The sequence below is a fragment of the Rhodospirillaceae bacterium genome (assembly GCA_016712715.1).
Taxonomy (GTDB): domain Bacteria; phylum Pseudomonadota; class Alphaproteobacteria; order Dongiales; family Dongiaceae; genus Dongia.
In genome coordinates this window covers 1028513-1047202 of sequence record JADJQM010000003.1, presented here as the reverse complement: position 1 = coordinate 1047202, position 18690 = coordinate 1028513, and the positions used below count along the sequence as shown (strand labels likewise).

Genomic DNA, 18690 nt, shown 5'->3' with positions numbered 1-18690 from the left:
CCGACGATTCGCCGGGTGTGTGGAATACCCCTGAATATAGTTAACCAATCATTTCGGCGATGCGGCTTTTGAGCTTCAGGAGATCCGCCCAGGTCTCACGCTTCTGAGCCGGCTGGCGCAGCAGATAGGCCGGATGGAAGATTGGCAGCGTGGGGATGGGGCTGGGCAAACCGGGCGACTGATACTCGAACCAGCGACCGCGCAGTCTTGTGATGCCGTCATTGGTGCCCAGCAGCGCATGGGCGGATGCCGCCCCCACCAGCACCAGCACCTTGGGCTTGATGAGCTCGATATGCCGTTGCACGAAGGGCGCTTGTGCGACCAGTTCGGCCTCGGTCGGCTTTCGGTTGCCGGGCGGACGCCAGAAACAGACATTGGTGATGTAGAAGCTGCTGCGGTCGAGGCCGATCGACCCCAGCATGCGGTCGAGCAATTGCCCTGACACACCGACAAACGGCTTGCCGAGGCGATCTTCATCCGCCCCCGGCGCTTCCCCCACCAGCATCACACTGGCTTCAGGATTGCCATCGGCAAAGACCATGTTGGTGGCCCGGGCCCGCAGCGCCTCGACACCCTCGAACCGCCGGAGGATATCCTGCAGTTCCGCCAGGCTGTTCGCGCCGGAAGCGGCCGCCCTGGCCGATTCCGCCACGGCGAGATCGCCGGCCGCCAGCACCGCGGCGGGGCTGGTAATGGTGGCGCGGGGTGGGACGGACTTTGCCGGTGCCTGGGTGGTCGGGCTGATCGGTGCTGCTGTCTGCTTGGCCGCCACCGGTTCAGCGGTAACGCCGGCAACCCCGAAACGGCTGCGCGGCGCATCCTCGACGGCCGCGTCCGCGCCCGAGTCCAGATAGAATTTCAGGAGGGCAATCGCCTGATTCACGTCGGAAAAAGACGCGAGATTGTCGGAAACGGGGCCGGTCGATGTCATGGCCCGAGGCTAGCATCCGGGGCAGGGGAAGGTCCAGTTAACGGAACGCCTATATATAGAGTGACGGCGACCGGTTGCATGCGCGCGGCCGGCCGTTGTAAGCACACGTCGCCAGGGCGGCCGCGCCATTGCGTCCGGCCCAGCCGCATTGAGACCAAGGGGAGGGGCCTATGGACCGCGAAGTGATGGAATATGATGTGGTCGTCGTCGGTGGCGGCCCCGCGGGCCTCAGCGCCGCGATCCGCCTCAAGCAGCTGGCAGCAGAGGCCGGCAAGGAAATCTCGGTCGTCGTGATCGAGAAGGGCTCCGAAATCGGCGCCCATATTCTCTCCGGCGCCATCATGGACCCCAAGGCGCTCAGCGAACTCATCCCGGATTGGAAGGAATTGGGCGCGCCGCTCACCTGCCCGGTGACCGAGGACCGCTTCCTGTTCCTGACCAATGACCAGAACTCGGTCCGCTTCCCCAACGTGTTGCTGCCGGACACGCTCCATAACGAAGGCAACTATATTGTGAGCCTAGGCAATGTGTGCCGCTGGCTGGCGACCCAGGCTGAGGCACTGGGCGTCGAGATCTTCCCAGGGTTCGCCGCCGCCGACATCCTGTTCGACGATGACAAGAAAAAGGTGCTGGGCATCATCACCGGCGATATGGGCCGCGCCAAGGATGGCAGCGAAAAGGCCGAGTTCACGCCCGGCATGGCCTTGACCGGCAAATACACCCTGTTCGCCGAAGGCTGCCGCGGCTCGCTCGGCAAGCGCCTCATCGCGCATTACAAGCTTGATGAAGGCCGCGACGCGCAAAGCTATTCGATCGGCATCAAGGAGCTCTGGGACATCGATCCCGCGAAACACAAGCCGGGCCTGGTCATGCACACCGCCGGCTGGCCGATGGATACCAGCACCTATGGCGGCTCGTTCCTCTATCACGGCGACAACAACCAGGTGATGGTGGGCTTCGTCATCGGCCTCGGCTATGCGAACCCCTATCTCTATCCGTTCGAGGAATTCCAGCGGTACAAGCATCATCCGGCGATCGCCGAACAGCTCGAAGGCGGAAGGCGCGTCGCCTATGGCGCGCGTGCGATCGTCACGGGCGGCCTGCAGGCCTTGCCGAAGCTCACCTTCCCGGGCGGCGCCCTGGTCGGCGACAATGCGGGCTTCCTCAACGTACCGCGCATCAAGGGCAGCCATGCCGCGATCAAGACCGGCATGATGGCCGCCGAAGCCGCCTTCGAAGCGCTGGGCGCCGAGCGGTCCCATGACGAGCTTGCGGCCTATCCCGATGCTTTCGAGAAATCCTGGCTGCATGAAGAGCTCTACAAGGCCCGCAACTTCAAGCCGTGGATGAGCAAGGGCCTCATCATCGGCACGATCATGGCCGGCATGGACCAGAAGCTGTTCGGCGGCAAGGCCCCCTGGACCTTGCACAACAAGGTGCCCGACAACGCCAAGATCAAGAACAAGGACAAGTTCAAGCCGATCGCCTATCCCAAGCCGGACAACAAGCTATCCTTCGACCGGCTGTCCTCGGTCTTCCTTTCCTCGACCAACCATGAGGAAGACCAGCCTTGCCATCTGACGCTAAAGGACCCCAAGGTCCCGATCGAGATCAACCTGCCCCTCTATGACGCACCCGAGCAGCGCTATTGCCCGGCCGGCGTCTACGAAATCGTGCGCGAGGCGGACGGCTCGAAGCCGCGTTTGCAGATCAACGCCCAGAATTGCGTCCATTGCAAAACCTGCGACATCAAGGACCCGACCCAGAACATCAACTGGGTGACCCCCGAAGGCGGCGGCGGGCCGAACTATCCGAATATGTGATCCGCCGCCAAAATGCCTGAATTGGGACCTAAAGGGGGCGTCCTCCACCGTGAGGACGGCCCCTTTCTGCTTTGGGCACTTCCTGCTAAGACTATTGTTAGACTTCGATATTCACTCATGATCCAAGGCCCTTGCCGCCCATGACCCTTGCTCTCCGCGCGCTCAGATTCAAACCGGCTTTGTTCGCCCTGGCCCTGCTGCCGGCCATGATTGCCTGCGCCGGCAAGGAAGATGGCGACGGCACGGCGCGGGCTGATTCCAGCACCGCCCAGGTGATCGCCGACCAGGCCACCGAGCCGAACTGGTCGCTTTCCGGCGCCCTCCTCGCCGGTCGCCTCGCCTATAGCGAAGGCGACGATGCGATGGCGGCGAAGCTTCTGGGGCTTGCCCGGGAAGCGGCACCCGGCGACCAGGTCCTGGCCGCCCGTACCCTCTCGGCCATGATCGCCAGCGGCGACTTCAAGGGTGCCGTGGCACTCGCGGCCGAGATCAAGACGCAAGGTGCAAAGACCCCCTATATCGGCTTCGTCGAAATGGTCGACCGGGTGAAGGCGGGCGATTTCAAGGCGGCCAAGACGGCGCTGGACAGCGTCAGCGACGATGGTATTGGCCGCATCGCCAAGCCGTTCTTCGCGGCCTGGATCGCGCTGGGAGAGGGTGAGCAGTTGGAACCAGCGATCGCGGCGCTGGCGCCGCTCAGCGACTTCAACGGCCTTGGCGCGATGGTGACGCAGCAGACCGCGCTGATGGAAGACCAGATGGGCCGCTCTCAGCAGGGGCTTGAGCGCATGCAGGGCGCCGCCGATGCCGGCGCCGGCAGTGCCCGTTTCATCGAACTCTATGTCGAGTTTCTCCACCGCGGCGGCAAGATCGATGCGGCCAAGGCCTATATCGATCAATTCCGCACGGCCAATTCCGGCATTGCCGGCGCCATCGCCGATCCCCTTGCCGAGCGCCTGGCACAGCCGGCGGCGGCTGGGCCGATCCTCAAGACCCCGGCGGCGGGACTAGCCGAAGTCTTTTTCGACCTCGGCACGATCCTGCAATCGGAGAATATCGAAGACCAGGCCAAGGTGTTCGCGCGTCTTGCCCTTGAGCTTGACCCGGACCTCGACATCGCGCGCCTGTTGATCGGCAATCTGATGCAGCAGCGCGAACGCTATGCCGAAGCCATCGAGATGTACCGCGCGATCAGCGAAAGCTCGATCTATCGCTGGTCGGCTGAAATCTCGGTCGCGGAATGCCAGCAATCGCTCGAGGATCTCGATGGCGCCATCGCCACCCTCCAGGGCCTGGTCAAGGCGCGCCCCAACCGCACCGAGGCGGTCGTGGAACTGGGCGATCTGTTCCGCCGCGAGAAGCGCTTTGCCGAAGCCGTCGATGCCTATGACCTGGTGATCGGTGCCATCAAGCAGCCGGCTGCCAGCGACTGGACCCTCTATTACTCACGCGGTGTCGCGCATGAGCGCAACAAGCAATGGGACAAGGCCGAGCCGGATTTCAAGAAGGCCCTGGAGCTCTCGCCCGACCAGCCCTATGTGCTCAATTACCTAGCCTATACCTGGGTCGAGCGGCGCGAAAATCTCGACGAAGCGTTGAAGATGCTCAATAACGCCGTCGAGCAGCGCCCGGAAGAAGGCTTCATCGTCGACAGTCTGGGTTGGGCTTACTTCCAATTGGGCGATTTCCAGAAGGCCGTCACTTATCTTGAGCGCGCGGTCGAGTTGCAGCCGACCGATCCGGTCTTGAACGACCATCTGGGCGATGCCTATTGGCGCGTCGGGCGCAAGAACGAGGCGCGCTTCCAATGGCACCGCTCGCTCTCCTTCAAGCCGGAAGAAGACCAGATCAGCGTCATCGAGGAAAAATTGAAGAGTGGCCTCGGCGATGCCAAGGCCGAAACCACGCCGCCGTCCGGCGGCTGATTCAAATCGTAATCTCTAAAGCCATTTATCATGACTGTTCCGCTCGCCCTGGCTTGTGCCAAGATCAATCTCTATCTCCATGTGGTCGGTCGTCGCGACGACGGCTATCATCTTCTCGATTCAATGATAGTCTTCGCCGAAGCTGGTGATCATATTGTCGTTTCTCCTGCGGCCGATTTTATCCTGACGATTGATGGCCCGTTCGGAGCTGGCTTGACGACCGGCCCTGACAATCTGGTGCTGCGTGCGGCAAGGGCATTGCAGGAAATGTGTGGCGTTGCCGACGGGGCGGCCATTCATCTCACCAAGAATCTACCCCTTGCATCTGGGATTGGAGGTGGCTCAGCTGATGCCGCAGCTACTTTGTACAGCCTCATCGATCTTTGGCAGGTAGAGGTTGATCGCCTCGCTTTGTTCCGATTGGCGGAGACACTCGGCGCTGATGTTCCGGCGTGTTTGCTGGGACAGCCATGTTTCGTGCGTGGGGTTGGCGAGAAAGTGCAGCAGGCAGGGCTAGTGCCGCCAGCCTACCTACTGCTCGTCAATCCTCTCGTTGAAACGCCAACGCCCGCTGTTTTCAAAGCACGTCGCGGTGATTTTTCCGCACCTGTCCATTGGAATTTGCCGCCCGGCATGAAACGCATATCTGTCAACCCAAGCGCACGCGAGTTCGCCGAGGCCATTCGGACATCGTGCCGCAACGATCTCACTGAAGCTGCGATCTGCGTGACACCGGCTATAGCCGATGTGCTCGCAGCCATCGAAGCCACAGACGATTGCCTGCTTGCGCGGTTGTCGGGCAGTGGTGCCACCTGCTTCGGCCTCTATGAGAGCGCCGCCACGGCCGACGCCGCACACCGGCAGATCAAGACACGGCATCCGAACTGGTGGACCGTCTCGGCACCGATCGCCCGATAACCCGGCCCGCGAAACCTTCAGCGGCCCAATGCACCGGCTCCCAAGACCAAATTCCTTTGAAATGGATCGGAACTTGCCGCGGCGCCGGAACTTGTTAAACATCCTGAAAGGGGTGCCGGGCTATTTTGTCGTTTAGCCCGCAATCACCGTCACGAGCCGCCATGTTCACCCCGCCAGCGACTACCTCTGACGGCCGGCACAATCCGCCGCGGCACGACCCATCGCTCATGCGTGCCTCGGACGGCGGCCAGCTGGCCGAGGCCGGGAGCTTTCTTCGTGGCACCCTCGACGCCCTGGGAATCTGCATTGCAGCTTTGGATGCCACCGGCAGACTGATCGCCGCCAACCGTGCCTGGCGCGACCTGACACGGGCCGGCGGTGGTCCCGGCGACGTCCGCGTCGGTGACAACTTCCTGGAGATGTGCGACCAGGCGACCAGCGCTGGCAACGGCGTCGCAGGGGAAGTTGCCAGCGGTATCCGCGCTGTCATCGCCGGCACATTGCCGACCTTTTCCCGTCGACAACTGCGCTGCGCCAAGAACGACGAGCGCTGGTTCGATCTGCGCGTGGAGGCAATCGAGGCGGATGCCGTCCGGCACTTCCTGCTGACCCTCGACGACTCCACTGAACGATTCCAGGCGCTTGATGTGATGCGCGAAAGTGCCGCCCGGCACCAGCATGCCGAGAGAATCGCCCGCCTGGGACATTGGCGCTTGGTGACGAAGGCTGGTGACTGGCAACACGGCACCATCGAGTATTCCCCGCAGGCGATCGAAATCCTGGGCCTCGGGCAATTGCCTAACGCCGATACGCTCGAGGCGCTGAAAGCGGTCATTCATCCAGATGACGTCGCCCGCGTCCTCGATCTCTATGAGACCCACAAGCCCGATGGTTATGTGGTCGAGTACCGCATCATCCGGCCTGACGGCAGCATTGCAACAGTGCAGGAAACCGGCGAGACGGTCCACAATGCGGCCAAAGATGTCAACTTGGAGTTCGGTACTCTGCAGGATGTGACGGTTCAGCGTAGCGACGCCGACCGCCTGCGCCAGCTGAACGACGATCTGGAGCGGCAGGTATTGGAGCGGACCGCCGCTCTCACGCAGCGTGAATCGCAGTTACACCGTGCCCAGGCCCTGGCGCATATCGGTCACTACACGTGGCACCGGACTCGCGAGAAGACAGACGGGGGTATATGGCATACGGGCCTTCGGTACTCGGCTGCGGCCGCCAGCATTTTTGGTGTCACGCCGGCCGAGCTGGAAGTTATCGACGATGACTATGTCAGTCGCTTCGTCCATCCGGCGGACCACGACAGCGTTCTGCACGCTTACCGCCATACCCATCTCGAGCGCCTGCGCAATCGGCTGCCGCTTGAATACCGCATCATCCGCGCGGACGGCGAGATCCGCCATGTCGTTGAGATTATCGAGCAGATGGCCGGCGATGAAACCGACGTGATCGAAGCTCTCGGCATGATCCAGGACATCACAGATCGAAAACTGGTGGAACTCGCCCTGCGCCAGAGTGAGGCGCGGCTCAATGCTTTCATGGATCACGCCCCCTTCATCATGTCGATCAAGGATATCGATGGTCGGCTTCAAATGATCAATCGCGAAGGGTCGACAAGCTATCACGCCAGCCAGGAGAAACTCATTGGTCATCTCACCGATGAGCTCATTCCAAATGAAGCAGGCCGCACCATCGCTGCGATGAGCAAGGAGGTGATTGCCACCGGCGCCGAGGTGACTCGCGAAGTCGAACTTCCTCAAATGGACCGCTATCACTGGAGTCTCGAGATCGAGTTTCCGATCCGTGACGCGGCCGGCGCCATCGCCTCGATTGGCGGCTTTGCCGTTGATATCACCGAGCGCAAGCAGGCCGAGCTGAAATTGCGCGAAAGCGAAGCGCGTCTAAGGGCGATATTCGATCATGCGCCGATTACCTTGTCGCTGCGCGACACAGATGGCCGCTTCATCATGGTCAATACGCGATTTCTGGAGTATTTCGCCGGACCAGACCGTGACGTTATCGGTCGACTGCCCAGCGATATCTTCGATGCCCAGCATATTGCCCGGGTCGATCATCACATCGGGCGGCTGGTGAACAGTCTCAAACCGGAGACTTACGAAGCACGCACCCAGACCGCACTCGGTCCGCGCGACTTTGTGGTGACCCACTTCCCCATAACCGATGATTTCGGTGTCCTGTCAGCGGTCGGTACCATTGCTCTTGACATCACCCCGCAGCGGGCAGCCGAGGCCGCGCTCCACCAGGCGCAGAAAATGGAGGTTGTCGGTCAGTTGACCGGTGGCATCGCCCATGATTTCAACAATCTGCTCGGTGCAATCATCGGCAATCTCGATCTCCTGGCGCTCGATATCGGCGATCAGCCACGCGCGCTGGAATTGCAGGAACGCGCGATGGTCGCGGCCGAGCGTGGCGCTGCGCTGGTCCATCGCCTGCTGGCTTTCTCGCGTCGGCAGACGCTCCTGCCGCAACTGCTCGACGTCAACGATCTGATCCAGGGTATGCAGACCTTGCTGGTACACAGTTTGGGTGGTGGCCTGGAAGTCAGCATCCGCACACTGGCGCGTCGGGCCACGACCCTAGTAGATCCGGCGCAGTTGGAGGCTGCGGTCCTCAACCTTGCCATCAATGCTCGGGACGCGATGCCCACAGGCGGCTCCCTGGTAATCGAGACGTCGGATATTCAATTGGCGGGCGGCCAGTCGGATGCCGAGCAGCCGGGCCACTATGTGGTGATCGCTGTTTCAGACAGCGGCAGCGGCATGTCGGCCGAAACGCTTAGCCATGTCTTCGAGCCGTTCTTCACCACCAAACCGGTCGGTAAGGGCACTGGTCTTGGTCTCAGCATGGTCCATGGCTTTGTGAAACAGTCGGGTGGCTTCGTCCGAATCGACAGCGAACTTGGCCAAGGGACCAGGGTGAGCATTTTCCTTCCCTGCGCTGGATCAAAGAAGGAGGCTCTCGCCGCTGAGGACGATCTGGATCAAATCTTCGATGGCCCCGGACGTGGCGAGACCATTCTGGTCGTCGAAGACGATCTCGACGTCTTCGCCTATGTCATATCGGCGTTGCAGAAACTCGGCTATCGCTGCATCGGTGCTTCGGATGCGGCGGAAGCGCTGGCCCAGTTGGCGGCGCACAAGGAAATTGCGCTGCTGTTACCGACATCGTGCTGCCGGGCGGCATGAATGGCCTGGAGCTCGTCCGTGCGGCGAGGTCGCAGCGACCGAATCTGAAGGCCCTCTACGCATCGGGTTTTGCCGACACGTCAACTCAGTCGGCCCTCGATCTGCAAGCGGGCGATTGCTTCTTGCCCAAGCCGTTTCGAATCGGGCAACTTGCCCAACTGATTCCTCAAATCCTCAGCCAAAAAGGCCTCAGGCAACAAGCATGATAGACGCTCCCGTCAAACGCGTCCTCGTGATCGATGACGATCAGGGCTTTCGCGACTTTGCCCGTGATGCCGCCCTTTCCCAGGGCTGGGCGGTGGAAACGGCCGCCAATGGTCAGGGTGGCTGCACGGCCTTTACCCGGTTCAAGCCGGACGTCGTCGTGCTCGACATCGTGATGCCTGAGATGGACGGATTTGAGGTCCTCCGCTGGTTCGCCCAGTCGGGTGCCGTCGCCAAGTTCATTGTTCTGACTGGCTACAATCCGGACTATGCCAACGCCGCCGAGAAACTGGGTGGCGCCATGGGATTGAATCAGGTGCAGATGCTCACCAAGCCGGTCCGCCTCGCTACACTGGTAGCGGCCATCGCTGGATAGGCGCGGACCGCTCGGCAGGCAAGCCAACGCGACACCTCACGTCCGAACCGGCGCCACGCCACGGTGAGGAACGGGTGAGTTTTCGAACGTCAGGAACCAGGAACACTCAATCCCCCAGCAATGCACCCGGCTTGCGATGGGCAAGCTTGCTTGTCCCCACGATCATGGCGACACCATCGCCGGGGGAGACCAGTTTCTTGAGGCAGCGCGACAGGATCAGACCGTCGGTGCCGGCGCGAATCTCGGTGCGGGCTTTGGCGGGATCGTCGGCCAAAGGGTCGACCAGTTCGCCGATGAGATCGCCCTTCTTCACCGTGGCGCCCAACGCCGCCTTGTAGGCGATGATGCCGGCCTTGGTCGCCCGTGCGATGTCGGTGGCTTCGAGATCGGTACCCGCGCAAAGCAGTGCCGGCGCTGCACCGGGATCGCCCGCCAGCGCGCCGTGGCGCTGCAGGAAGCGATAGAGGCCGGCGGCATCGGCACTCGCCATCTCGTCGAACACATCGGCCTGGCCGCGGAACTCGACCGTTGTCGCAAAGCATGCCGCTGGAATCGGGAACTTGTCGCCGATCGCCTCGGCAAGCTTGGTCCAGGGCAAGGAGAAAGTCTCGTCGAAGCTGCAGGCCTTGGAATCGGCACAGAGCAGGCTCGCAACCGCGCCAAGCTCGGCGGCGAGATCCTGGAAGTCGGGCCAATGCACCGGCTGCATGTAGACATGCATCAGGGCTTCATCGTCGCAATGGAGATCGAGCACCATGTCGGCATCATAGGCAAGGCGCGCCAGTTCCACCTTCAGCTGGGCCAGTTCCGTGTCGGGCTTCATCTGGTTGATCTTGGCGGCAAGGGCGGCCCGCACCGCCTTCACATTGGCGGCCTCATCCGGCCCCAGCTTCGGGCGCACGGCATCGAGCAGCCCATCGCACAGATCCGGCCATTGCCGGTTGAAATTGCCACCGCCGCGCAATTCATAGCGGCCGCTATGGCTGCCATTGACGATCTGGCCCAGGCCGATCGGGTTCGCCACGGGCACCACGACGATCTCGCCCTTGATCTCACCGCGCGCATCGGCGGCATCGAGCAGGCGCAGCAGGTGGTGTGCGGCCAGCATGCCGGGAATTTCGTCCGAATGCAGCGATGCCTGGACATAAGCCTTTGGCCGGGCGCCCTTTTGGCCATAGCGGTGGACACCCAGGAAACGCTCCGTCCCGGGGCTCATCGAGCCCAGCGAGATCCGTTCGATCGTCTTGGTCATGATCGCAAATTCTCCCAATCTTGCGGCCGCATTGGGCCGATCAGACCTCGCCCTGTCAAGATCGCGGGGGCTCTTACATTCGTGCCGGAATGCTATAAGGGCGCATGACTGATTCGATCGAAATCACCGCCCCCGAAACCGGCAGTTTGCAGGCACCGTATCTCGCCGGTCTCAACGACCGGCAGACCGAGGCCGTGCTGGCGCTGGATGGTCCCGTCCTCGTGTTGGCGGGCGCCGGCACAGGCAAGACCCGCGTTCTGACCACGCGCCTCGCGCATATCCTGACCACCGGCCTGGCCTGGCCCTCGCAGCTGCTGGCGGTGACCTTCACCAACAAGGCCGCCAATGAGATGAAGGAGCGCATCGGCCATCTCATCGGCCGGCCGGTCGAGGGCTGGTGGCTCGGCACTTTCCATTCGCTGGCTGCACGCATCCTGCGTAGCCAGGCGGAACTCGTCGGCCTCAAGCCCAACTTCACCATCGTCAGCACCGATGACCAATTGCGCCTGGTGAAACAGCTCATCGAGGCGGAAGGTCTCGATTCCCAACGCTGGCCGTCGCGCGTGGTGCTCGGCCTCATCGAACGCTGGAAGGATCGCGGCCTCACCCCCGACAAGGTCAGCCGCGCGGAACTGGCTGAAGTGGCGTCCGGGCGCATCCTCGATCTCTATCACGCCTATCAGCAGCGCCTGTTGACGCTCAACGCCTGCGACTTCGGCGATCTGCTGCTCCATAACCTCACCATCTTCAGGACCGCGCCCGAACAACTGGAGCGTTACCAGCAACAGTTCCGCTACATCCTGGTCGACGAGTACCAGGACACGAACGTGGCGCAGTATCTGTGGCTGCGGGCGCTCGCCCAATCGCATAAGAACATCTGCTGTGTGGGCGATGACGATCAATCGGTCTATGGCTGGCGCGGCGCCGAGGTCGAGAACATCCTGAAATTCGAAAAGGATTTCCCCGGCGCCAAGGTCATTCGCCTGGAGCAGAATTACCGCTCGACACCGCATATCCTGGCGGCGGCCTCCGGCCTCATCGCGCACAATGAAGGGCGCCTGGGCAAGACCTTGTGGACCGAGGAGAGCGAGGGCGAGAAGGTACGCATTCTCGGCGCCTGGGACGGCACCGAGGAAGCGCGCATGATCGGCGAGGAGATCGAGACCCAGCAGCGCCATGGTACCGAGTTGAAGGACATCGCGATCCTGGTGCGCGCCGGTTTCCAGACCCGCGAATTCGAAGAGCGCTTCATCACGCTGGGCATCCCCTACCGCGTGATCGGCGGGCCGCGTTTTTATGAGCGCCTTGAGATCCGCGATGCGCTGGCCTATCTCCGCCTCATCCATCAGCCTGACGATGGCCTGGCCTTCGAGCGCATCGTCAACACGCCGCGCCGCGGGCTTGGTGATACGACGCTGAAGCAATTGAACGAGATTTCGCGGGTGCAGTCGCTCTCGGTCCCGGAAGTGGCGCGGCAGATCATCTCGACCGATGAACTGAAACCGGCCGCGCGGCGCGCGCTCACCAGCTTCATGAACGATCTTGGTCGCTGGCGGCAGATGGCCGAGGTGACACCGCATGCGGAACTGGCGCAGATCGTCTTGGACGAGAGCGGCTATACCGCCATGTGGAGCCAAGACAAATCAATCGAGGCGCCGGGGCGGCTGGAGAATCTGAAGGAACTGGTGCGGGCGCTGGAGGATTTCGAAAGCCTCGAAGGCTTCCTCGATCACGTCTCGCTGGTGATGGAAAACACTGAAGGCAGTCCGCGCGACCAGCTCTCGATCATGACGCTGCATGGCGCCAAGGGATTGGAATTCGATACCGTCTTCCTGCCGGGCTGGGAGGAGGGGTTGTTTCCGCATCCCCGCGCCCTCGACGAGAACGGCATCAAGGGGTTGGAAGAAGAACGGCGCCTCGCTTATGTCGGCCTGACGCGCGCCAGGAAACGCGCCATCGTCGCCTATGCCGGCAGTCGGCGCATCCATAACCAGTGGCAGAACTCGCTGCCCTCGCGCTTCCTCGCCGAATTGCCCAAGGAACATGTCGAGCGGCAGGATCACGCCGGCTTCGCCGCCCCCAGGCAGAGCGGCAATTTCGGCAGCATGACCTTCGGTGGGAATGCCAGTGACTCCAGTAGAGGCGGCTGGACCGGCAATGGTCGTTCGTTCACCGCGCGGCCGAAGCCGCCCACCATCGATCTCGATGCCGAGGTGCTGCCGTCTTCAAGTGGCAGCTACCCCTCCGGCAAGCGGGTGTTTCATCAGAAATTCGGCTACGGCAAGGTCTTGACCGCGGAAGGCGACAAGCTCGAAATCTCCTTCGACAAGGCGGGCGTCAAGAAGGTCATGGCCGGCTTCGTGGTCCCGGCCGAGAAGGCCGGGTAAAAGAGGATGCTATGAAAACCAACGTGAAGCTCTACGCCGTCAATGTCGATTTCGACTTCAAGCCGGAACCCGCCTGGCGCCTCGCTCTCGAGGAGGCGCTGGAACCCTTCGGCGAAGCCCTGGTCAGCTTCGAGACCGATGGCGGCAAGGGCTGGCATATCGAGGTGATCGGGCAAGAGAAACCGGCGGCGGTGGCGGTCAAGGCTGCGCTCAAGCCCTTCGGCAAGCTTGCGACAACGATCGGCCTGGTGCCGGACAAGGATTGGCTGGCTGAAAGCCGCAAGGGCCTCGCCCCCTTGCGCATGGGGCCCTTCTATATCCACGGCGAACATGATCGCGGCCGGGCACCCAAGGGCACCATCCCGCTCGAGATCGATGCCGGCATGGCGTTTGGCACCGGCCGTCACGAGACGACCAGCGGCTGCGTCAAGGCCCTGCTGCGACTCTCGAAATCAATGAAGGTAAAGAAGGCCCTCGATATCGGCACCGGCACCGGCATCCTCGCCTTCGCGACTCATCATCTCTTCCACCTGCCCGTCCTGGCCGGGGACAATGACAAGGACGCGGTCCGCGTCGCGCGTGAGAACGCCGCCATTAACGGTTTGAAGAAATCGATCCGCATCGTGACGTCGGACGGCTACCGGGCGGCGGCGATCCGCAACGGCGGGCCCTATGATCTCGTGACGGCGAACATCCTCGCCAATCCGCTGATCTCGCTCGCGCCGGATCTTGCGAAGAACCTCGCCAGGAATGGCAGGGCCATTCTCTCAGGGCTCCTGAAGACTCAGGAAAAGGACGTGCTGGCGGCCCATGCGGCCGTTGGGCTCGAGCTCGACTTCCGCCTCCGCCAGAACGACTGGTCCGTGCTGGTGTTGAAGCGGAAGGCCAAGAAGTAGCCCAAACGCAAAACGGCGGCCCGGTGACCCGGACCGCCGTTTCGGCGCACTACTTAGGGAAAACTGAGTAGTCTTAGGCAGCCTTCGGGGCAGAAGCCTGCATATTGGTGTTCGCAGCGAGGCCACGTTCGGCGAGGTCGCCGGCGAGGTCGCTGATGTCGCCGCGGATGACGCCGATATCCATCAACTGGCGATCGGTCAGGCGCGACAATTCCTTCACCGTCGCGCGCGCGGCCGACCAGGCCTTCAGCGGGGCGGTGACGTCTTCTTCCATCGCCGCGACAGCCGCGGGGAGCGGGCCGTTGATGGCGCCGGAGAGACGGGCCACATGGGCATCGATCTCATGGCGGGCGAGACCGATATCAGCCAGCAAACGGTCGTCGAGAGCAGCCAAGGTCGCGCGCGCCTTGCGGCGGCGGTTCCAGTCGATCGCCGGGCGCATGACGCCGTTGACGACCAGGCGGCTGAATTCGGCGAACAGATTGCCTTCTTCACCATGCGGCAGGGCATCACGGACCAGGGCCGGGATGGCGCCACGGGCAACACCGATGTCGTTCAGCGAACGGTCATCGAGGCCGTAAAGTTCGTTTTCCAACTGGGTACGCGCATAGATGCGGCGCGCCGTGTCGGTGAGGGCCTTGCCGAAGCGTGCAAACGCGGCAAAACCAATTTCACGGGAAGCGACGGCGGGCGTTTGCAGCCCATGCGACGTCACGTTCTGATTGATCACGATCCGATTCATAGTAACCTTCCAATCCGGCTCTAAATTCAGATGGCACCGTTGCCATCACTTGTTTTGCGGACAGCCGGAATGTAGCTTTAACCCGACTCGTTTAGTAGTGGTTTCGCCGCATCGCAGCAATGCGTTCAGCGCATGCAAAATGGTAAAGATGGCAGTGTGACGCATATCACTAAGAAGTAATTAAGACGGAATAGTGACTTAGCTGTCACACTAATTATGGTTAATTTGGAGATCGAGATGGTAACCTCCCCGGATTCAGCCTGCCGCGAGACCTATCAAGGGGATGAGGCTCTCTCTGGACTGCTTAAAAAACACCAAGCCCATGTGAATATTAACGCTCTTACTGAACTTTTGCCGGGGATCGGCGCCGCGCCGGCGGGTGAGCGGCCCGACGCCTGGATCGACCTGGTGGTGGAAAACCCCAGCCCGGCCCTGGTTGCCCAGCTGCAGGCCTTCCGCCGCGACCGCGAATCCCGCGAGCCGGTCACCCAGACCCCACCGATTGCCGCGCGTCTCGCTCTGCTCCGGGCGGCTCTTGCCCGCCGAGGCCTCGCCGGCTTCATCATCGGCCGGGCCGATGAGCATCAAGGGGAATATGTTCCTAAGAACGCCGAGCGTCTCAACTATGTGAGCGGCTTTACCGGCTCGGCCGGCATGGCGGTTGTCCTGGCCGACAAGGCGGCGATCTTCGTCGACGGGCGCTACACCATCCAGGTGAAGGAGCAGGTCGACCCCTCGCTCTATATATATAGGCACCTCGTGACCGAGCCGGCCGATGGCTATATCGCCGCCGAAGCGAAGAAGGGCGACAAGATCGGTTTCGACCCCAGGCTGTTCACCCCGGACCAGGCGCAGCGCTTCCGGGCCGCCGCCAACAAGGTCGGCGCGGAACTGGTGGCCGTCGACAGCAACCCCGTCGATGAGATCTGGGCCGGCCGCCCGGCCGACCCGATTTCCGCCGTGCTGCCCCACGATCTCAAATTTGCGGGCCAAGGGACGGCCGAGAAACGCCGGACGCTCGCTGCCAAGCTGAAGGCGGAGGGCAAGGCAGCGGCCATCATCTCAGGCCCGGATTCTCTCTGCTGGCTCCTCAACATCCGCGGCGCCGATGTCCCGCGCACACCGTTTGCCCTGGGCTTTGCCATCCTCCATGACGATGCCCGCGTCGATCTCTTCATGGACCGCCGCAAGTTGACACCGCAGACCCTCGCCCATCTCGGCAACGAGGTCGCAGTGGCATCACCGGATTCTTTCGCCGATGGCCTCACCACGCTGGGTGCTGGCAAGAGCGTGGTCGCCATCGACGCCGCCACGGCCTCCGAATGGGTCCATGACAAGCTCGCCAAATCAGGTGCCCGCGTAACCGTCGCTGAATGCATCTGTGCCTTGCCCAAGGCCGCGAAGAACGCGGTCGAGGTACAGGGCTCGCGCAACGCCCATACCCGCGACGGCGCCGCGGTCGCGCGCTATCTCGCCTGGCTCAGCCATGCCGCGCCCAAGGGCGGCCTCAAGGAGATCGAGGCCTCGGACAAGCTGGCCTCGTTCCGCCACCCCAACGAATATTTCCGCAACCTCTCCTTCGATTCCATCTCCGCCGCCGGCCCCAACGGCGCCATCTGCCACTATCATGCGATGCCGGAAACCCAGCGCGAGATCCCGGTCAACTCGCTCTACCTCATCGATTCCGGCGGGCAGTATCTCGACGGCACGACGGACATCACGCGCACGGTTGCGGTGGGCACGCCCACGCAGGAGATGAAGGATTGCTTCACCCGCGTGCTGAAGGGCCATATCGCTTTGGGCACCGCGCGCTTCCCGCGCGGCACGACCGGCTCAGCCTTGGACGCGTTGGCGCGTCGTCCCTTGTGGGAAGTGGGCCTTGATTACGACCACGGCACCGGCCACGGCGTCGGCTCATACCTCTCGGTCCATGAAGGCCCGCAGCGCATCTCAAAGGTGCCAAACCGCACGGCCTTGGAACCCGGCATGATCATCTCGAACGAGCCCGGCTATTACAAGGAAGGCGAATTCGGCATCCGCATCGAGAACCTCGTCGTGGTGCAGGAAAGCAAAGCCTTCCCGGATATGCTGGAGTTCGAAACGCTGACGTTGGCGCCGATCGATCTCAATGCGATCGAGAAATCGCTGCTGACGGAAAGCGAAATCACCTGGCTGAACGCCTATCACGTCCGCGTGCGTGAGGCGCTGGCGCCGCAGCTCTCAGGCGATGATCTCGCCTGGCTGCAGCAGGCAACGCGCGCGATCTAGCTCAACTCTCACCGCGCTATGTGAACCCTCTCCCCTCGCGGGAGAGGGTGGCGAGCAAAGCGAGCGGGTGAGGGGGATCCTTCAACGAGTCCGTTCCCAGGCCCTCACTCCGTCCCTCTCCCCGAGGGGGAGAGGGAGATGAGATCCCCTTGGCACAACCTCGCATTCTCTCCCCTGAGGGGAGGTTAGCAGGTAAGACACCCTCATGCCCGCACTTGGTGCGGGTATCCTGATTTTGCGGTGTTGATGGAAAGTCGTGGATGCCCACTTTGCGGGCAAGCTATCTTAAGGAAAGTAGCCTACGCCCGGAAAATCTTGCCCGGGTTCATCCGGTTGTCCGGATCGAGCGTCGTCTTCAGCTGCCGCATCACCGCCACCGCCGAGCCGTGCTCCGCTTCGAGGAATGCGATCTTGCCGAAGCCGATGCCGTGTTCGCCGGTGCAGGTGCCGCCCATGGCAATCGCACGGTGGGCCAGGCGGTCGGTCAACGCCTGAGCGCGCGGCTTCTTCCTTGTCTTCCGGATCGAGGATAATGCAGAGGTGGAAATTGCCGTCGCCGACATGGCCGACCAAGGGTGTCAGCAATCCAGATGCCGCGACATCAGCCTTGGTCTCCAGGATGCAATCGGCGAGGCGCGAGATCGGTACGCAGACATCGGTGGGCCAGCCCTTGGCGCCGGGGCGCAGGGCGAGGCCGGCATAGAAGGCGTCGTGGCGTGCCTGCCACATCTTGCTGCGCTCCTCGGCCTTGATGGTCCAGGTGAAATCGCTCATCCCGAAATCGGCGCCGATCTCCTTGGCCATCTCCGATTGCTCGGCAACACCGGCCTCGGTGCCGTGGAATTCGAAGAACAAAGTCGGGCGCACCGGGAAGCTCAGCTTCGAATATTTGTTGATGGCATCGATCTGCACCTCGTCGATAAGCTCGATGCGCGCCACCGGAATGCCGCTCTGGATGATGCGGATGACCGTGTTCACCGCCGACCCGATATCAGGGAAGTTCGCCACCGCGGACGCCATCGCCTCCGGCACGCCGTAAAGGCGCAGGCGGATTTCGGTGATGATGCCGAGCGTGCCTTCCGATCCCACGAACAACCGGGTGAGGTCATAGCCCGCCGCCGATTTCCGCGAGCGGCCGCCGGTCTGGATGATGCGGCCATCGGCCATCACCACGGTGAGACCCAATACGTTCTCGCGCATGGTGCCGTAGCGGACAGCATTGGTGCCCGAGGCCCGCGTCGCCGTCATGCCGCCGATGGTGGCGTCGGCACCGGGATCGATCGGGAAGAACAGACCCTGGTCCTTGATATAGGCGTTGAGGGCCTTGCGCGTGACACCGGCCTGCACCTTCACGTCGAGATCGTCGGCATTGACCTCCAGCACCTTGTTCATGCGGCCCATGTCGATGCAGATGCCGCCCTCAAGTGCCGCCACATGGCCTTCCAGCCCGGTACCGACACCGAACGGAATCATCGGCGCACCGTATTCGGCCGAGATCTTGGCGATGGCGGCCACTTCCTCGGTCGTATGCGGGAACACGACGACATCGGGCGCATGGGCCTCGTGATAGGATTCGTCATGGCCGTGGCGTTCGCGGATGCCGGCATTGGTGCTGACCTGATCCGGCTGCAGCACGCGCTGCAGGGCGAGGACAAGATCGGGGACATTGAGGTTGCGTTGTTTCAGCACGGGTGCGGCCGTCATGGGTTTATCCTTAGAAATTGCTCAGGCATCGTTTCAGGTTTGCTGA

Annotated in this window: 11 protein-coding genes and 1 pseudogene; 8 read left to right on the top strand and 4 right to left on the bottom strand. The window is 62.4% G+C overall.

All coding sequences use genetic code 11. The features are described 5' to 3' along the window. Window positions 1–40: 40 nt before the first annotated feature. Window positions 41–931 (bottom strand): uracil-DNA glycosylase, encoded by an 891-nt coding sequence (locus IPK59_22550; GenBank protein MBK8161410.1) that lies wholly within the window; start codon window positions 929–931, stop codon window positions 41–43. Between the two features lie 170 nt (window positions 932–1101). Here IPK59_22550 and IPK59_22545 point away from each other — a divergent pair, with 170 nt between their 5' ends. The 5 genes from IPK59_22545 to IPK59_22525 all read left to right on the top strand — a co-directional run bounded on the left by IPK59_22545 (window position 1102) and on the right by IPK59_22525 (window position 9395). After that, the gene (locus tag IPK59_22545) at window positions 1102–2754 is read left to right on the top strand and encodes an electron transfer flavoprotein-ubiquinone oxidoreductase (protein ID MBK8161409.1); all 1653 of its coding nucleotides are present in this window, start codon (window positions 1102–1104) and stop codon (window positions 2752–2754) included. A 140-nt stretch (window positions 2755–2894) separates the two neighbouring features. Then, window positions 2895–4679: a tetratricopeptide repeat protein gene (locus IPK59_22540; GenBank protein MBK8161408.1), complete on the top strand. Its 1785-nt coding sequence runs from the start codon at window positions 2895–2897 to the stop codon at window positions 4677–4679. A 30-nt stretch (window positions 4680–4709) separates the two neighbouring features. Next, a complete protein-coding gene (locus IPK59_22535) occupies window positions 4710–5597 on the top strand; it encodes a 4-(cytidine 5'-diphospho)-2-C-methyl-D-erythritol kinase (GenBank protein MBK8161407.1) in 888 nt (295 codons plus the stop codon). Between the two features lie 227 nt (window positions 5598–5824). Next, on the top strand, window positions 5825–8815 hold the full coding sequence (locus IPK59_22530) for a PAS domain S-box protein (protein MBK8161406.1): 2991 nt from the start codon (window positions 5825–5827) through the stop codon (window positions 8813–8815). Window positions 8816–9017: 202 nt separating this feature from the next. After that, window positions 9018–9395: a response regulator gene (locus tag IPK59_22525; GenBank protein MBK8161405.1), complete on the top strand. Its 378-nt coding sequence runs from the start codon at window positions 9018–9020 to the stop codon at window positions 9393–9395. A gap of 106 nt (window positions 9396–9501) precedes the next feature. Here IPK59_22525 and IPK59_22520 read toward each other — a convergent pair whose 3' ends face one another. Further along, on the bottom strand, window positions 9502–10647 hold the full coding sequence (locus IPK59_22520; GenBank protein MBK8161404.1) for a succinylglutamate desuccinylase/aspartoacylase family protein: 1146 nt from the start codon (window positions 10645–10647) through the stop codon (window positions 9502–9504). A gap of 104 nt (window positions 10648–10751) precedes the next feature. Here IPK59_22520 and IPK59_22515 point away from each other — a divergent pair, with 104 nt between their 5' ends. Both IPK59_22515 and IPK59_22510 read left to right on the top strand, forming a co-directional pair. After that, complete coding sequence (locus IPK59_22515) at window positions 10752–13034, top strand: UvrD-helicase domain-containing protein (protein ID MBK8161403.1); 2283 nt, start codon at window positions 10752–10754, stop codon at window positions 13032–13034. An 11-nt stretch (window positions 13035–13045) separates the two neighbouring features. After that, window positions 13046–13930: a 50S ribosomal protein L11 methyltransferase gene (locus IPK59_22510; GenBank protein ID MBK8161402.1), complete on the top strand. Its 885-nt coding sequence runs from the start codon at window positions 13046–13048 to the stop codon at window positions 13928–13930. Between the two features lie 73 nt (window positions 13931–14003). Here the strand turns inward: IPK59_22510 and IPK59_22505 are convergent, their stop codons facing one another. After that, complete coding sequence (locus tag IPK59_22505) at window positions 14004–14672, bottom strand: DUF1127 domain-containing protein (GenBank protein ID MBK8161401.1); 669 nt, start codon at window positions 14670–14672, stop codon at window positions 14004–14006. Between the two features lie 237 nt (window positions 14673–14909). Here IPK59_22505 and IPK59_22500 point away from each other — a divergent pair, with 237 nt between their 5' ends. Continuing rightward, window positions 14910–16940 carry an aminopeptidase P family protein gene (locus IPK59_22500; GenBank protein MBK8161400.1) on the top strand — a complete coding sequence of 677 codons (2031 nt, stop codon included), beginning with the start codon at window positions 14910–14912 and terminating at the stop codon, window positions 16938–16940. A 299-nt stretch (window positions 16941–17239) separates the two neighbouring features. Here IPK59_22500 and IPK59_22495 read toward each other — a convergent pair. After that, a pseudogene (locus tag IPK59_22495) lies at window positions 17240–18644 on the bottom strand (FAD-binding protein). Window positions 18645–18690 lie beyond the last annotated feature (46 nt).